We start from the raw sequence: 16430 nt of genomic DNA, 5'->3' as shown, positions 1-16430 counted from the left end.
TGAGAATAACCAATTTTGTGGTAAAAATCTCTATTAAACATCACTGCAAAAAGTATGCCTTTGATATTATGGTAAAAAAGAAAACTGCGTTTGTCTGTAATGATTGTGGGGCTGATTTTTCACGTTGGCAAGGTCAGTGTTCGGAATGCAAAGCTTGGAATACAATTTCGGAGTTTCGAGTACCTTCAACTAAGCCAACTCGCGGCACAACTGCGGGTTATGCAGGATTTGTTGAAGCGAAGGTGCAAAGCCTCGATGATGTCGATTTGGCCGAGCTACCGCGCTTTAGTACGGGCTTTTCGGAGTTTGACCGTGTGCTAGGTGGGGGGGTTGTTCCGGGGAGTGCAATATTAATCGGTGGCTCTCCTGGAGCGGGTAAAAGCACGGTGTTGTTGCAGACAATGTGTTTATTAGCTGAAAAAATGACGGCTTTGTATGTCACTGGCGAAGAGTCATTACAGCAAGTTGCGATGCGCGCTAAACGACTGAATCTGCCGACCAAAAACCTTAAAACGTTAGCCGAAACCAACGTCGAGACTATATGTCAGTTGGCGTTAATTGAAAAGCCACAAATCATGGTGATTGACTCCATCCAAGTGATGCATATGAGTGATGTGCAATCGGCGCCTGGGAGTGTTTCGCAAGTAAGAGAGAGTGCTGCTTATTTGACCCGGTTTGCAAAGCAACATCAAGTGGCGATTATTATGGTCGGTCATGTTACTAAAGACGGCTCTTTAGCGGGTCCGAAGGTTCTTGAGCACTGTATTGATTGTTCTATTTTACTAGAAGGGGAAAGCGATAGCCGTTTTCGCACTTTGCGTGGTAATAAAAATCGATTTGGCGCGGTGAATGAGCTGGGCGTTTTTGCCATGACAGAGCAAGGGCTTAAAGAAGTCAGTAATCCATCGGCTATTTTCCTTAATCGCTCAACTGAACAAACGCCAGGTTCGTTGGTGATGGTGATTTGGGAAGGTACTCGCCCTTTGTTGGTAGAAGTGCAAGCCCTTGTTGATTACTCTCAGTTGGCTAATCCTCGGCGGGTCACTGTTGGCATGGATCAAAACAGGCTTGCGATGCTGTTAGCTGTATTGCATCGTCACGGTGGCTTACAAGTGGCCGATCAAGATGTATTTGTTAATGTGGTTGGTGGCGTCAAAGTGACAGAAACCAGTGCCGATTTAGCACTCATTGCCGCATTAGTTTCAAGCTTTAAAAATTATTCGCTCTCTCGAGAGTTAGTGGTGTTTGGAGAGGTTGGCTTAGGCGGTGAAATACGACCTGTGCCCAGTGGACAAGAGCGCATAAAAGAAGCCGCTAAACATGGTTTTAAACGAGCAATCGTTCCTGTTGCCAATAAACCAAAAGAAGTGATTAATGGTATGGAAGTGATTGCGGTCACCAGTTTATCGCAAGCATTGGATGCGTTGTTTTAGCACACCAGCATGAATGTGTTCATTTACGCAGACATGGAATGCCACCAATCGGTGGCTCTTTATGACGTCTGCACCACATTATTGGTAATTTATACGATTTGACCAAGACTATTGCTTGGAAAAAGCAGATAATTACTGCAATTAAGATCAATGCAAATAACAGGTGCGCAGCGTCAATAGCGGTGTCACCTGACTAATTGTACTCGAACTGGAACTATTTCAATGGAAATTAAAGTTGATTTTCTCGACAACCTTAGACTCGAAGCTAAGTTTGATGACTTCTCTGTTATTGCCGATCAGCCGATCCGCTATAAAGGCGATGGCTCTGCACCTAGCCCTTTTGACTACTTTTTAGCATCTTCGGCTTTATGCGCTGCGTATTTTGTAAAAGTGTACTGTAATGCGCGTGATATCCCGACAGATGGGATTCGACTGTCACAAAATAATATCGTTGATCCGGAAGATCGCTATAACCAAATTTTCCAAATTCAAGTTGAGTTACCAGAAAGCTTGTCAGATAAAGATCGTGAAGGAATTTTACGCTCAATCGACCGTTGTACGGTGAAAAAAGTTGTGCAAACGGGGCCTGAATTTAAAATCGAAACCGTGGCCAATCTGGATGAAGATGCGCAAGCGATGTTGATGGCTAAACCAAGTGATGATGGCAATACTTTTATTGTCGGTAAAGATTTGCCGCTTGAACAAACCATTGCTGATATGACCGCTATTTTAGCCGACTTAGGTATGAAAATAGAAATTTCATCGTGGCGTAACATAGTGCCCAATGTTTGGTCATTGCATATTCGTGATGCGGCCTCACCCATGTGTTTTACTAATGGGAAAGGCTCGACCAAAGAAAGCGCGTTATGCTCTGCATTAGGTGAGTTCATCGAACGCTTAAATTGTAACTTTTTTTACAATGACCAGTTTTTAGGCGAAGAGATAGCAAACAGTGAATTTGTTCATTACCCGAATGAAAAGTGGTTTAAGCCTGATGACAGCGATGCGTTACCTGCAGGTATTTTAGATGACTATACCCGAGAAATTTATGATCCCGAGGGCGAGCTTTGTGGCTCACATTTGATTGATACGAATTCAGGAAACAGTGAACGCGGTATTTGTGCGATTCCTTATGTTCGTCACTCGGATGGCGAAACGGTGTACTTTCCATCGAATCTGATTGAAAACTTATTTCTCAGTAACGGCATGAGTGCTGGAAATAACTTTGCTGAAGCGAAAGTACAGTGTTTATCTGAAATCTTTGAGCGTGCAGTAAAGCGCCAAATTATTGAGCAAGAAATCGTTTTGCCAGATGTACCGCAATCTGTATTAGATAAGTACCCAAGTATTGTCGCTGGTATTCAAGGTTTAGAAGAGCAAGGGTTTCCGGTCGTGGTTAAAGACGCCTCGTTAGGTGGTCAATTCCCGGTGATGTGCGTTACGTTGATGAATCCAAAAACCGGCGGTGTTTTTGCGTCATTTGGTGCACACCCGAGCTTTGAAGTGGCATTAGAGCGCAGCTTAACTGAGTTGTTACAAGGGCGCAGTTTTGAAGGGCTCAATGACGTGCCAAAGCCAACCTTTAACAGCATGGCCGTTTCTGAACCTGAGAATTTTGTTGAGCACTTTATTGATTCAACCGGTGTGATCTCATGGCGCTTTTTCAGTGCGAAACACGATTATGAATTCTGTGAATGGGATTTTTCTGGTACTAATGCCGAAGAAACTGACAGTTTGTTTGGTATTTTAAAAGCGCTTGGTAAGGAAGCTTACGTCGCTGAGTTTTCAGATTTAGGCATCGCTTGTCGTATTTTGGTTCCTGATTACTCTGAAGTCTACCCGGTTGAAGATTTAATTTGGGACAATACCAACAAAGCGTTAGCGTATCGCAGTGATATTCTTAATATTCACTCGCTTGATGAAGATGCGCTGTCGGCGCTTGTTGAACGCTTAGAAGAAAGCCAATTAGATAATTACATCGATATTATTACGTTAATAGGCGTTGAGTTTGATGAAAATACCGTTTGGGGTCAAGTGACGATCTTAGAGCTGAAAATTTTAATTTATTTAGCGTTAGGTGAATTAGAAGAGGCGATCGAGTTAGTTGAGTCATTCTTACAGTTTAATAATAATACCGTTGAGCGCGGCTTGTTTTATCAAGCGATTCACTGTGTGTTAGAGATCACTTTAGATGAGGAACTCGAGCTGAGTGATTTCATGGTTAGCTTTGAGCGCATGTTCGGTAAAGACGTGATGAAAAATGTCGTAGGTTCAGTAACGGGTGATGTGAGATTTTATGGCTTGACTCCAACTAGCATGAAGCTGGAAGGGTTAGAGCGTCATCAACGTTTGATAGAGAGTTATAAAAAACTGCATCAAGCGCGTGCGAAAAAAGCAGCTCAATAAACACGCTATCGTGTGAGATAAAAAGCCAATCTATTTAGATTGGCTTTTTTTGTGTGCGGTATTAAACGACGGGTGATGGGGTCGCTGTTAATCCTTCTGCGTTTTGATGTGATTTCCTATGATCCGTCGCCAGCCAATTATATAAAAGAGGCAGGACAATTAACGTAAAGAAAGTACCAATTAACATACCGGCGACTAAGATCACTCCTATGCTATTTCGCGCCTCAGCGCCCGCTCCAGTGACTAACACTAAGGGAAAATGACCTAAAACCGTCGCTGCGGTCGTCATTAAAATTGGTCGTAAACGCGTCGCAGCGGCTGATTTTACCGCGTCGAGCTTTGTCGCGCCTTCTTGCTGCATGTGGTTGGCAAATTCAACAATTAAAATACCATTTTTAGCAATGAGGCCGATTAACGTGATCAAACCAATTTGTGAATAAATATTAATCGATGTAAAGCCTAAAAATGCGAGTGAAAGAGCGCCACTTAGTGCCAAAGGTGCGCAGCCCAATAAGACAACAAGAGGATCGCGAAAGCTGTTAAATTGAATTGTTAATACAAAATACACCACGATCATTGAAATCAGTAAGACATTAATCATCGTATTGCCTTCTTTTCTTAGCTGCCTAGACTCACCTGCATAATCGATAGAATAACCCGCAGGAAGGATTTCTTGAGCAAGGCTCTCGATAGTACTAAGAGCTTGCTCTTTAGTTATATGAGGCAGTGCTCCGCCAAAAATACGAAACGCGGTTTGTTGATTGAATGAGCCTAAAACACGAGGACTCGTAACCGATTCGATAGTAGCAAAGCTAGCCACACGGATGAGATCACCATTCGGTGTGGTTATCTGTAGATCTAAAAGATGTTCAGGCTTGTATTTATTGGCATTATCCACCACTGGGATCACGCGATATGCTTTACCATTTTCATTGTAACGGTTCACGTAATTATTGGATGTTAATACACTCAGTTGTTCGGTGACTTCGCTTAAAGTGAGGCCTAAATCGGCAATGAGTTGGCGATTAATTAACAGGTTGGCTTGTGGCAAATCGATTTTTAAATCGGTATCAACAAACATGAATTGATCGGTTTGATAAGCTTTAGCAATAATTTGTTCTGCAAAGTTTCGCATGTTTTCGACATTATCGTTTGCCCGGATCACCATTTCCACATCAAATTGACCCGCAGTCGGTAAGGCTGAAGGTAAGATTGGTAATAGGGTTAATTCGCTGATTTCACCTAGCTTGCCGTAAAGCTCAGGCACACTTTGCTGCACGCTCTTATCTCGTTCGTCATACGGCTTAAGTTCTACCCCACCAAACCCTGCAGCAGAAGTGAGAATTTGCCAAACAAATTTACTGCCGTCGGTGGTCTTTAGTGTATCAACCACTTTATTCATGTTTTCTGAGGTGTAATTAAGAGAGGCTTCTGGCGGAGCTTCAACCACGACTTGGATACTGCTTTGATCTTCAATGGGGGCGAGTTCTTTTTGAGAAAACATATAAAAAGGCACGACCAATAAACTAAATACAATCGCCATTACTAATACTTGTGAGCGCCACTGAAAAACACCTTCAAGAAAATGCCGATATTTAGTTTGTAGGTAATCAAAACCATGGTTCACCTTTCGCGTGAGCGTGCTTTCTTTACCGCCTTCAGCAGACACATATGCGCTCATAATCGGTGACAGCGTGATAGCGACGATCCCTGAAATTATTACAGCAACGGCTAAAGTAAAGGCGAACTCTCGGAATAAAAATCCCGTTAAACCAGACAAAAACCCAATCGGCGCATAAACAGCGGCAAGTGTCAGAGTCATTGCAATGACAGGGACTAAGAGTTGACGAGAGCTGAGCAATGCTGATTCAAATCGTCCTTTCCCCTCTCGCATATGACGTGCCACATTTTCAACCACCACAATGGCATCATCAACCACAAGGCCAACAGATAAAACAACCGCTAGAATGGTTAATAAGTTCAGAGAAAACCCCATTAACGACATCACTGCAATGGCGCCTAAAATTGAAATAGGAATTGTAATAAGCGGAACTAAAGCACTGCGAAAAGATCCCATCATTGCCAACACAACGACACCGACGAGTAAAACGGTTTCTAGCAGGGTGGTAAAAATCTCGTTGATTGCATCTCGCATGTACAAAGTCCCATCGTAACCGATGCTAATACTGACTCCATCCGGTAAGGTATTATTGAGTTGATCAAGTTTGAGGTATAAAGCATCGCCAATACTGATTTCATTGGCGCCAGGCAGTGCCCACACAGCTAAGAAAATGGTGGTGTCATGATCTAAGCGGGCGTTGACAAACCCTTCTTCTTCACCAATTCCAATCTGGGCCACATCGGCAAGGTGGATTTGGGCACCATCAACCTCGGCCACGACCAATTGTTCAAAATCATCGACAGTTTCGAGGGTGGTATTTGCCATCACATCAACCCGTTGTTGGTTGTTCTCGCTATACCCCAAAGTGGCGATGGTATTATTTCGCTGTAATGCAGAAAAAACTTGGTTTGCACTTAAATTGAAAACAGCCAGTTTATCAGGGTCAATCCAAATTCTCATTGCGGGGTTGCGCCCACCTTCTAGTGATATTTTTTGCACCCCATTTATATCGCTTAAAATAGGGGTGATATTTCGAGCTAGGTAATCGGTGAGTTCAGAACGTGACTGTCCTGCAGATTTAACGTCCAGATAAAACAAAGCATAAGGGCTGTCTGTGCGGCGAACCTCAATGGCTGGATCTTCGGCGCCCGAAGGTAATTCAAACTTGATTTGGCTGAGTTTAGTGTTCAACTCGGTCAGTGCATCGTTGGTGTCGTGATTAAGCTCAAGCCATGCAGTCACTTTGGAATTACTTGAGGTCGTGATTGAGTCAACATAATCAACTCCAGGAACGGTCGCGGCGATACGCTCAATGGGCTCTGTGACAAACCCTTTTACGATCTCTGACGAGGCACCCGTGTAAGTCGTTGTGATTTCTAAAGAAGCACTTTGTATTTTAGGATATTGTTGCACCGAAATATTACTTGCACTGTATAGCCCCGCAAGCACAATTAAGAGTGATAACACGATGGCGAGTACGGGCCGTTTAACAAAAATATCCATCACAGAAGATGAGTCATGCGATTTGTGGTTCATAAAGTCGTCGCCTGTTGAGATAAGCGGACAATTGGCTCAGCATGTGTTTTTGGATAAACGAGTAAGCCTTCACGTAACTTAAATGCGCCTTCAGTTGCGATTAATTGACCAGATTTTAAGCCCGTTTTAATGATTTGATCATCTAAAAGTCGTTGGCCTAATTCGACCTGAACACGATGAGCTCGGTATTGCTCTGATTCATCTTTTTCTAATATAAATATGTAGTTACCATTTTGATTTCGGCTTATGGCTGAATTAGGGACTAGGATATGTTGATTGCTTGGCTTGAGTACTTTGACATCAACAATTTCATTATGCTCATGCCATTGGCGGCCATTCGGGAGTGTTGCGCGATAAGTCATATGGCGTGACAATTGTTTTAATTGACTATTTTTGGCAAGGATCTGTGCAGTTTGATAAGCCGTATCAGGTGCGTTAATTGGTTTAACTAACACGGTATCACCAATTGCGAGTTTTTCTTTGAGTTGCGGTAATTGAAAATCAACCCATAGAGTGGCTTCATGGCCCACTAATGTTGTGATGGCTGAATTAGCCGCGACATATTGACCGACTTGATAGGTATCTAATCCCACCATTCCAGAAAAAGGCGCAAAGATTTGTTTTTTTGCAATCGTGGCTTTTAAGTTTTCGACATTGGCTTGTGACACTTTTTGCTCGGCGTCGGCGGTATCAAACTCTTGCTGACTCACCTTGTTTTGCTTGAGTAGCTTTTCCATGCGAGCAAAATTGCTTTTGGCTAATGTAAAGTTAGCTTCTGCAGCAGCCAACTGCGCTTCTTCTTCGGTCGTGTTTAACGCAAGTAATAATTTACCTTGCTGAACGTGTTGACCAGCAACAAAATTAACCTGACTAATCAGCCCAGGCAACTCATTTTGCAGTTGTACGACTTGAGTGGCGGATGTTTGGCCGGTCACTTTTTCACTGTGTTGAAGTTCTGTATATTCAGTGATGATGCTATTGACGGTCGCAGATGGCTCTGGAAATGATTCAGCCATCGCCATGGCTGCTTGGATTTGGGTAAATTTTACAAAGCCAAGCCCGGTCACTGTCACGGCAATGATAAAAATGGTAGTTAACCAACGATAAAGTTTCATTCTATTTCACCTTTGTGTTGTATGACTTAACGCAATTGAAGTTCGATCAGTAAATTTGCGGTTTTTTGGATCCCATCGCGAGTCAGTGGTTGGCGCCATTGGTACGCATTGAGCAGGCGTTGCAAGCTCTTTATCGGGGTGGCATCGAGTGCGAGAGGTTCATCAAGCGGGTGTATACCGCTGTTGATATTTCGAATTTGGGTCATGCGATCTACATATTGATAACCCATTAATAACGCCCAACAGCCCAGATTAATTTCTTCAATCATTTGCTCCGTATTGCCATTTAAGGTCAATTCACCTGAAAATGCGGCTTGGTGCATACATTTATTAAAGATTGTTTCACATGTTTGTTGCGCGAGGATCATGCGTTCAGTCCATGTGCTAGATGCCCGACTGATTACCAGTTCATTGGCGGCGAATGATTCTAAATCACTGTCAAATGAATACACTTTGATCTTGGCTGGGTTGAGCAATGCAATCGCCACGATTTTTTCAGGGGTACTGATAGGTAAATCTAAAATCTGAGCAAAAATGGTTGATTGATAGCGAAAAACGCGAGTGGCGAGAGCGAAAATAATATCTTCTTTACACTGAACATGCTTATAAATCGAACCCATTGAAAGTTTAGCCGTTTTAGAAACTGCTGACATTGTGAAATCTAATAGGGAAGTTGAAGTAATGCTCTCTGCAGCTGCATTTAGAATGATTTCTTCTTGTTGCTGAGGTGTGTATTTAGGTGCTGGCATATCAGGTTTCTCGCTTAAAAAAATAGCTTAACGTTCTCGTCAAAGATGTTGAATAAAACCATTTGAACTTTATTCGAACATAATTCGAATGTGGTTATTTTAAATTTAAGCAGCTTATTGTCAACAACTGTTTTACGATGATGAGATCTTTTTATACGCCAAGCGCAGGTTTAGTGTTTAAACCAAAATGATGTTAAATAAACGAGAGGGCTTTCTTTGGGGTTCAATTATGACTTGCAGAATGACATTGTGGTGTCGGGAAAGGTTCACCTTCAACGCCCTCTGTTAATGAGCGGTCACTAACAGAGGACTCGGTATGATTCTGTTGGTTAATGTAAAATACGCGCTTTAATTGTGCCTTCTACAGCACGTAACTCTTTGATAGCGATCTCTGAGTCATCAGAATCAACATCAATGACAACATAACCAATAGATTCATCAGTTTGTAAGTACTGCGCAGCGATGTTGATGCCGTGCTGAGCAAATGCTTGGTTGATTTGTGTCAAGATACCTGGGCGGTTGTGGTGAACATGCAATAAACGGCTTCGATCACCAAGCTCAGGAAGAGAGACTTCTGGAAAGTTAACCGCAGATAGCGTTGAGCCATTATCTGAATATTTCGCTAGCTTACCCGCGACTTCAATTCCGATATTTTCTTGGGCTTCTTGTGTTGAACCACCAATGTGAGGGGTTAAAATCACATTATCAAACTCGCGCAGTGGCGACATGAATTCTTCATCATTCGATTTAGGTTCAACAGGGAAGACATCAATCGCAGCGCCAGAGAGTTTTTTCTCTGCTAAGCTGCTGGCAAGAGCATCAATATCAACCACAGTACCGCGAGAGGCATTAATTAAAATTGCGCCTTGTTTCATTACTTCAAGCTCTGCAGCCCCTATTAAGTTTTTGGTTTGCGGTGTTTCTGGTACATGCAAACTGATGACATCAGAAGTTTGAAGTAAATGCGTTAGTTGATGGACTTGATTGGCATTTCCTAGGCTTAATTTATCTTCGATATCAAAATACTGCACATTCATGCCGATATTCTCAGCCATGATACCCAGTTGGGTACCGATGTGGCCATAGCCAATTATACCTAATGTTTTACCCCGAGCTTCAAATGAGCCATGAGCAGATTTATCCCACTCTCCACGGTGAGCCATGGCATTTTTTTGAGGGATACCCCGTAGTAGCAATAAAATTTCACCTAAAACGAGTTCCGCAACAGAGCGAGTGTTTGAAAACGGTGCATTGAAGACCGCAATCCCACGAGTACGAGCGGCATCGAGAGAGACTTGGTTAGTGCCGATACAAAAACAGCCGACAGCAACCAATTTTTCTGCCGCATCTAATACTTTTTCTGTTAAATGAGTTCGAGAGCGGATCCCAATAAAGTGGACATCTTTGATCCGCTCGATAAGGTCGTCTTCAGCTAAGGAAGTTTTGACATACTCAATGTTGCTATATCCATGGCGTTTTAGTGTTTCAACGGCACTTTGGTGCAACCCTTCGAGTAATAAAATCTTAATTTTATCTTTTGCTAACGAAACCTTACTCATCCTCATTCCTCAGTTTATTTAAGTGTTTTTGGTCCATCAGGGGTGCCAATAATGACAATGTCTGCGCCGCGTTCAGCGAACAAGCCATTGGTCACGACTCCCACAATCTGGTTAATTTGTAGCTCTAATTTTTTAGCGTCGGTAATACTCAGGTTAAACACATCTAAAATAACATTACCGTTATCAGTTATTACACCTTGGCGATACAAAGGATCGCCACCTAGTTTCACTAACTCTCTCGCCACATAACTGCGAGCCATAGGGATTACTTCAATCGGCAGCGGAAACTGGCCTAAAATGTCAACTTGTTTGGTACTATCAACAATACAAACAAATTTTTTGGCGACTGCGGCAACGATTTTTTCGCGTGTGAGTGCCGCACCACCGCCTTTGATCATTTCGTTATGTGGATTGATTTCATCAGCCCCGTCAACATACACGCTTAAGTTGTCGACATCGTTTAATTCGTATATCTCAATGCCTAACTCTTTGAGTTTGGCCGTTGATGCTTCAGAGCTAGAAACCGCACCGCGAATATCTTCTTTGATACTGCCCAACGCATCGATAAAGTGATTGACGGTTGAGCCCGTCCCAACACCGATAATGCTCCCTTTTTCTACGTATTCGAGTGCAGCCCAAGCCGCTGCTTTTTTCATTTCATCTTGTGTCATTGCAGTAATCTCCAGAACGGGTATTTGTTTAGGGCGTCAGTATATAAATTTTTTAGTTACCAACGGTAATTAAATTCGGGGGTAGCAATCCATTTTAACGGAATATCCCACGCTTCGGTTGGCACTTTGGCTACTTTTTGGCACTCATGTGCCAACCCAATGACAATCGGCTTTTGCCATTGCTCTTGGTAGTATTTGGCCAATGTTCGGTCATAAAACCCACCGCCCATTCCTAATCTGTTCCCTTGTGCATCAAATGCGACTAAGGGAGTAAATAGGATATCTAATTGTTCAACTGGACAGATTTGACTGCAATTTAACTTGGGCTCAAAGATACCATAGCGATTTGTGGTCATGGGTGAATTTTCTTCATGGCGCTGAAAGAGTAAATACCCGGTTGAAAATGGGTGGATTACGGGTAAGTAAATCTGATGGTTTAGCGCTCTTAAGCCTTTTATTAACTCGCTTGTACCAAGTTCACCGTCATTGGTTAGGTAAAGGGCTATTTTGGCGTTTCTGTGGTGTTTTAGTTGTTGAATTAAATTCAAGTTTAGGTGTTTTTCTGCGTCTTGTTGCTGTTTTTTTGTTAGAGAATTGCGCTTTTTTCGCACGAGTTCTCTTATTTTTGCTCGATTCAAGGTTTTTTACCGAATAAAAAGGATGCAGCATTGGCTGCATCAGAGTAATGGTGGATTAAAATTTAATCATGTCTGGGTACAGTAAACTGATTGCTAAAAGGGCAATGAGCAGTATCAAAATAAACCCACCGATCAGCATAAAAACTTTATTGGGCCCTTTAGAAATCGGCGCGTCTAGATCATCTTCAAATACTAAGGGTTCTGCATGGGGCTCAGGATCAATATCATCCTCGAGATCGGGCATCTTGGCTGGGGTATTTTGAGCCAACTCGTCAACTTTTTCTTCTAAACGAATTAGGCTAGTCGTGATGTAATCGAGCGCATTGATGATTTTTAAATCGCGCTCTTTTTGGCTTTGCTCTGCTTCGTCTTCTTGGTCGTCGTGATTAAGTTGGACAATTTGCACTTTAATGCCAAGGCTTGCGAAAATCTTTTGCTGTTTTTGAGCTTTTTCAACGGTTGTAGGGTTAAAGGCATCCTGACCTTTGAGAAACTTACTAATGGTGCTGTCGTTCAGCTTTAATTTTTGCTGTAATAACTGTTTAGCTGCCTCAGGCGATACTTTGGCGGTTAAGCCTGCAAAGACAATTTTACATTGATCACTCATTGATTGCTCTCTATTCCCCATTTCGAAGTTTAAATTATATACCCAAGAAGCTGATTATGGCGAGTTAGGTGTTTAAATAGGTGCAAGATTTTATTGAAATTATTTAGAAACTAACTCGAAGAAGTTATTGGTTTTATTGCTATGAGGGGAGCTTTATGAGCAAAGGGGTGAATGCCTCCTTTGCTCATAAAATACAAAATGATATTAATACTTAGCTGCTACGCCTGCTGCGGGCAATGAGTTTAAGATGAATTCGCGTAAGTCTTGATTGGAGAGCCTTAAATCGTCTCGGCGCAAATACATCATATGGCCACTGCGGTAGCCTTTAAAACTTAAGCGATCTTTCATTTTTCCGCTCGGATCAAGCTGCCATAAGGTGTATTTGGCATCAAAATAATTGGTGGCGCCGTCGTAATAACCTGCTTGCACCAGCACATTTAAATAGGGGTTTTGCGCCATGGCCAGACGCAAATTTTCGCCAGTTTTGTTTTGGGTGCGATCCCAAGGGTGAACAGGACCAAACATATTGTATTTGATGTCGGTTTTATATTGCAGCTCTTGACTGAGGTACCAGTTGATTGCAGGCGTAAATGAGTGTAACCAAGATGTAAGCTCTGGCCAGTAATCAGGTGAGTCACCGACTTCTTTTTTATCAATTCCGAGATAGCGAGAATCTAAACGACCTAAAGTTAACCCTTTATCTCTTAGCAACTCTTTCCAAAAAAAGCTTGGCGCCACATCGAGGTTATTTTGCATGATCACTTGTTTGCTTAAGCCGCTGAAATGAGCCATTTTCTCGGCCACTCGTTGTTTTTCATCGAGTGCTAAAAAACCGCCCCGAGAAATAGCAGGGATCAACTCATCAATGGCGAAGAGTTCTGCCTGGGCTAAGACTTCATCTAAATCGAGTTTTTGCAGCTCTGGAGTGAGGGCTTTGTGGTACCACGCCGCAGCGGTGAAATAAGGCAGGCGATTGGCAGCATCAACAGGCCCATCGCGTTTAATGCCTATATCGGTTGGAGAAACTAACACGACCCCATTTAAGTACATCCATTGTTGATTTTGAAGGGCGTGAGCTAAGCCTGAAACACGGGTCGTGCCATAACTTTCGCCAATTAAAAACTTAGGAGATAACCAACGGTCGTGGCGTGTCACAAAAGTATTGAGCCATTGAGCTAAATACTTGATGTCGGCATTGACGCCAAAAAATAATGCTTGTTGTTCTTTTTTACTGGGAAGTTTGCCATCTTGGTTTTTCAGTACCCGAGAATAGCCAGTATTGACAGGATTAACATATAAAATATCGGCCACGTCTAATACTGAATAAGGATTGGCTTTGACGCCATATGGTTGCACTGGGTAGCCTTCGTCATCGATATTTAAAATTCGGGGGCCTGTGTAGGCGAGGTGCATCCAAACAGAGGCGGAGCCTGGGCCACCATTGAAAGAGATGAGTAGTGGCCGATTGCTGAGATCTTTGAATGCTTTATTTTGATAATACGTGTAATGCAAAGTGGCGATAGCTTGACCTTCTTCATCCCAAACAGGTTGCGTACCGGTTGTGGCTGAGTAATTAACAGTATCACCATTGATTTTTACTTTGTGTTCAGTGGTCACTTTACTTTGAGCTTCAATTTCTATATTGGTCGCAAAGCTGAATTGACTGAGCATCAGCATCAATATGAGCGAGCTTTTTAATACGTTCATAACGGGTCTCGTAAGATTAGAGTTTGTCCATTTAAAGCAACTTTAGACTAAAAACCAAACATCTTGAGACTGATGACCAGATTTTACGGTGAAGTTAGTGATTTGATGATTCTGTGATAAATGGACGCACCACTTCAATTAAGCTTTTTATCGCATCTCGTTGATGTAAAATTCCTTTTTTCGTTAAACGGTTATCTTGCAACTGACAATTTTTAGGCCTTGCAGCCTGACCAACAGCGCTATCTTGCGCAATAATACGGGTTTTGTCATAACCAAATGCATCGGCGAGTGCACAGGCAAGTGCGTATTTAGTGTGAGCTGTGGTATCCGAGATATGAAAAATCCCACCGCGCTCAGACACGGTAAGTTTGGTCATCATATCCAGTAGGGTGGCAGCAATATCATCGACATGGGTTGGGTAACGAATGGCCCAATTATCCATTTTAGGTTGTTGGTTTTGTTGTAATTGTGCCCAAGTTACTGTCAGCGCGGATTCTTCAATATATTCAATTTGGCCGTAAAGCACAGGAACACGGATCACAGTGTGTTGTGCAAAGCTTAACACTGCTTGCTCTGCCTGTTGTTTGGAGAGACCGTAGTCGTTCAACGGATGTGTGGCGGCATTTTCTGCGTACGGAGGATTTAAGCCATCAAACACATAGTCAGTACTGATAAAAAACAACTCAATTTGATGATGGTGACACAGTTGGGCTAACTTTTCTGGTAGTGACACATTGAGCTGCTGAGTGAGTTCGGGCTGAGCTTGGCAGACTTCAGGCTTACGTTCTGCTGCTGCGTGGATTAGGTAAGCTGGTTTGTGTTCGATCAAAAAGGCTTCAAGTGCGGAGAAATTGGTGAGGTCTAACTTAAATAGAGGTGGTACTGTTCGAGAAAACGCAGTGCCTAATACGGTGAAATGAGCAGAGAGAGTGGTCATTAATGCGCGCCCCAAAAGGCCGCTTGCACCTGTAATCATTATTTTTTTCATTCGAGTCTCAGTTGTTAAATTTGCAACAAGTTGTTACATTCGGTATTTATCTCGCATCGATTGTAATAATAAAGCGTTAAGCTGGCTAAGGTTTTTGGTCTTGGCAGTATGGAGTAGAGACATGCATCGAGTATTGATTGTTGAAGACAGCAAAATGGTTCAACAAGTTTTAAGGCATTTAGCTGCCCAATGGTTAGATATTGACGTTGATTTTGCTTGGTCGCTGCGTGAGGCTGCCACCCTGATAAAGAAACATCGTTACACCATTGCGTTGGTTGATTTAACCTTACCGGATGCGCCCAATGGTGAAGTCGTTAAATTAATGATGAAATCAGCGATTCCAACGGTGGTGCTCACTTCTGCCATTGATGAATATAAACGGTTACAAATGATCGAGATGGGCGTGATTGACTATGTGCTTAAAGATAATCGAGATTCGTACCTTTATGCAATCAAGCTTTTAGCCCAACTTTTACGCAATCAAGGTAGTAAAGTTCTGGTAGCGGATGATTCAAAAACCAGTCGTAACTTAATGAAGCAGATGTTAGAACAGCTACTTTATCAAGTGGTTGAAGCTGCTGATGGCGAGCAAGCCTTACAGATGTTGAGTACCGATAATTCAATCAAATTGCTGCTGACAGATTACGCGATGCCAAAAATGGATGGGTTTGAACTTGCTAAAGCGATCCGCCATCGCCGTGGCCGAGATGAACTCGCTATTATCGGTATTTCAGGTTCGGGCAGTCAAAGTTTATCGGCAAAATTTATTAAATATGGCGCGAATGATTTTTTGATTAAACCTTTTATGCCTGAAGAGTTTCATTGTCGAGTGATGCAGACAATGGAGCAGCTTAATATGATTAGCCAAATAAAAGACGCGGCTAACCGAGATTATTTAACTAACTTATATAATCGTCGCTACTTTTATCAACAAGCTCAGCTGATGATAAAAAATCGCCAGTCAGATACTCATTTTGCCTTGGCCATGCTCGATATTGATTATTTTAAACAAATTAATGATACCTATGGCCATCAAGCCGGTGATGAAGTGTTGGTATCATTATCTTCCTTGTTACAAAATCACTTTTGTGAATGTTTAATTGCCCGAATTGGCGGTGAAGAATTTGCATTAATTTTAGATGTGAATGACGTCAATCAAGCTGTAGATTTGATGGATGAATTTCGATTTTATGTGTCAAATTATTTGTTTAGTTTTGCTTCTCAGCCTATTGCTGTATCGATAAGTGTTGGAGTGGCATCTGTTGATGACCCTTCGCTTGAAACGGCCATTAAACACGCGGATGTCGCATTGTATGACGCCAAAGGACAAGGTCGAAATCAAGTGGTAGTCTTTGAGAGTAAAGAGCAATGCATCGAACCCGTGTGATGCATTGCTGATT

At 42.4% G+C, this 16430-nt stretch carries 12 protein-coding genes; 3 read left to right on the top strand and 9 right to left on the bottom strand.

What is annotated here, in order from left to right; all coding sequences use genetic code 11:
* Positions 1-68 precede the first annotated feature (68 nt).
* Together radA and AC3KVK_RS12845 are read left to right on the top strand one after the other, a co-directional pair.
* A complete protein-coding gene (gene radA, locus AC3KVK_RS12850) occupies positions 69-1433 on the top strand; it encodes a DNA repair protein RadA (RefSeq protein ID WP_490311670.1) in 1365 nt (454 codons plus the stop codon).
* Positions 1434-1655: 222 nt separating this feature from the next.
* Positions 1656-3839: an OsmC domain/YcaO domain-containing protein gene (locus AC3KVK_RS12845; protein ID WP_490311566.1), complete on the top strand. Its 2184-nt coding sequence runs from the start codon at positions 1656-1658 to the stop codon at positions 3837-3839.
* A gap of 61 nt (positions 3840-3900) precedes the next feature.
* Here AC3KVK_RS12845 and AC3KVK_RS12840 read toward each other — a convergent pair whose 3' ends face one another.
* From AC3KVK_RS12840 to AC3KVK_RS12800, 9 genes are all read right to left on the bottom strand, one after another.
* Positions 3901-6996 carry an efflux RND transporter permease subunit gene (locus tag AC3KVK_RS12840; protein WP_490311565.1) on the bottom strand — a complete coding sequence of 1032 codons (3096 nt, stop codon included), beginning with the start codon at positions 6994-6996 and terminating at the stop codon, positions 3901-3903.
* Complete coding sequence (locus AC3KVK_RS12835; RefSeq protein ID WP_490311564.1) at positions 6993-8111, bottom strand: efflux RND transporter periplasmic adaptor subunit; 1119 nt, start codon at positions 8109-8111, stop codon at positions 6993-6995. Before AC3KVK_RS12835 ends, AC3KVK_RS12840 begins: the two co-directional genes overlap by 4 nt.
* 26 nt (positions 8112-8137) lie before the next feature.
* Positions 8138-8860 carry a TetR/AcrR family transcriptional regulator gene (locus AC3KVK_RS12830; RefSeq protein WP_490311563.1) on the bottom strand — a complete coding sequence of 241 codons (723 nt, stop codon included), beginning with the start codon at positions 8858-8860 and terminating at the stop codon, positions 8138-8140.
* A 329-nt stretch (positions 8861-9189) separates the two neighbouring features.
* The gene (serA, locus tag AC3KVK_RS12825) at positions 9190-10419 is read right to left on the bottom strand and encodes a phosphoglycerate dehydrogenase (protein ID WP_490311562.1); all 1230 of its coding nucleotides are present in this window, start codon (positions 10417-10419) and stop codon (positions 9190-9192) included.
* Positions 10420-10433: 14 nt separating this feature from the next.
* On the bottom strand, positions 10434-11090 hold the full coding sequence (gene rpiA, locus AC3KVK_RS12820; RefSeq protein ID WP_490311561.1) for a ribose-5-phosphate isomerase RpiA: 657 nt from the start codon (positions 11088-11090) through the stop codon (positions 10434-10436).
* A 56-nt stretch (positions 11091-11146) separates the two neighbouring features.
* Positions 11147-11728: a 5-formyltetrahydrofolate cyclo-ligase gene (locus AC3KVK_RS12815; protein WP_490311560.1), complete on the bottom strand. Its 582-nt coding sequence runs from the start codon at positions 11726-11728 to the stop codon at positions 11147-11149.
* A gap of 55 nt (positions 11729-11783) precedes the next feature.
* Positions 11784-12335 carry a hypothetical protein gene (locus tag AC3KVK_RS12810; RefSeq protein WP_490311559.1) on the bottom strand — a complete coding sequence of 184 codons (552 nt, stop codon included), beginning with the start codon at positions 12333-12335 and terminating at the stop codon, positions 11784-11786.
* A 204-nt stretch (positions 12336-12539) separates the two neighbouring features.
* Complete coding sequence (locus AC3KVK_RS12805) at positions 12540-14042, bottom strand: S10 family peptidase (protein ID WP_490311558.1); 1503 nt, start codon at positions 14040-14042, stop codon at positions 12540-12542.
* Positions 14043-14136: 94 nt separating this feature from the next.
* Positions 14137-15030 carry a dTDP-4-dehydrorhamnose reductase family protein gene (locus tag AC3KVK_RS12800; protein WP_490311557.1) on the bottom strand — a complete coding sequence of 298 codons (894 nt, stop codon included), beginning with the start codon at positions 15028-15030 and terminating at the stop codon, positions 14137-14139.
* Between the two features lie 121 nt (positions 15031-15151).
* Between AC3KVK_RS12800 and AC3KVK_RS12795 the strand changes: the two genes are divergently transcribed.
* Complete coding sequence (locus tag AC3KVK_RS12795) at positions 15152-16417, top strand: diguanylate cyclase (protein WP_490311556.1); 1266 nt, start codon at positions 15152-15154, stop codon at positions 16415-16417.
* Positions 16418-16430: the final 13 nt, after the last annotated feature.

The organism is Pseudoalteromonas sp. J2K-J979, from assembly GCF_058169715.2.
This window is presented reverse-complemented; position numbering and strand designations above follow the sequence as displayed.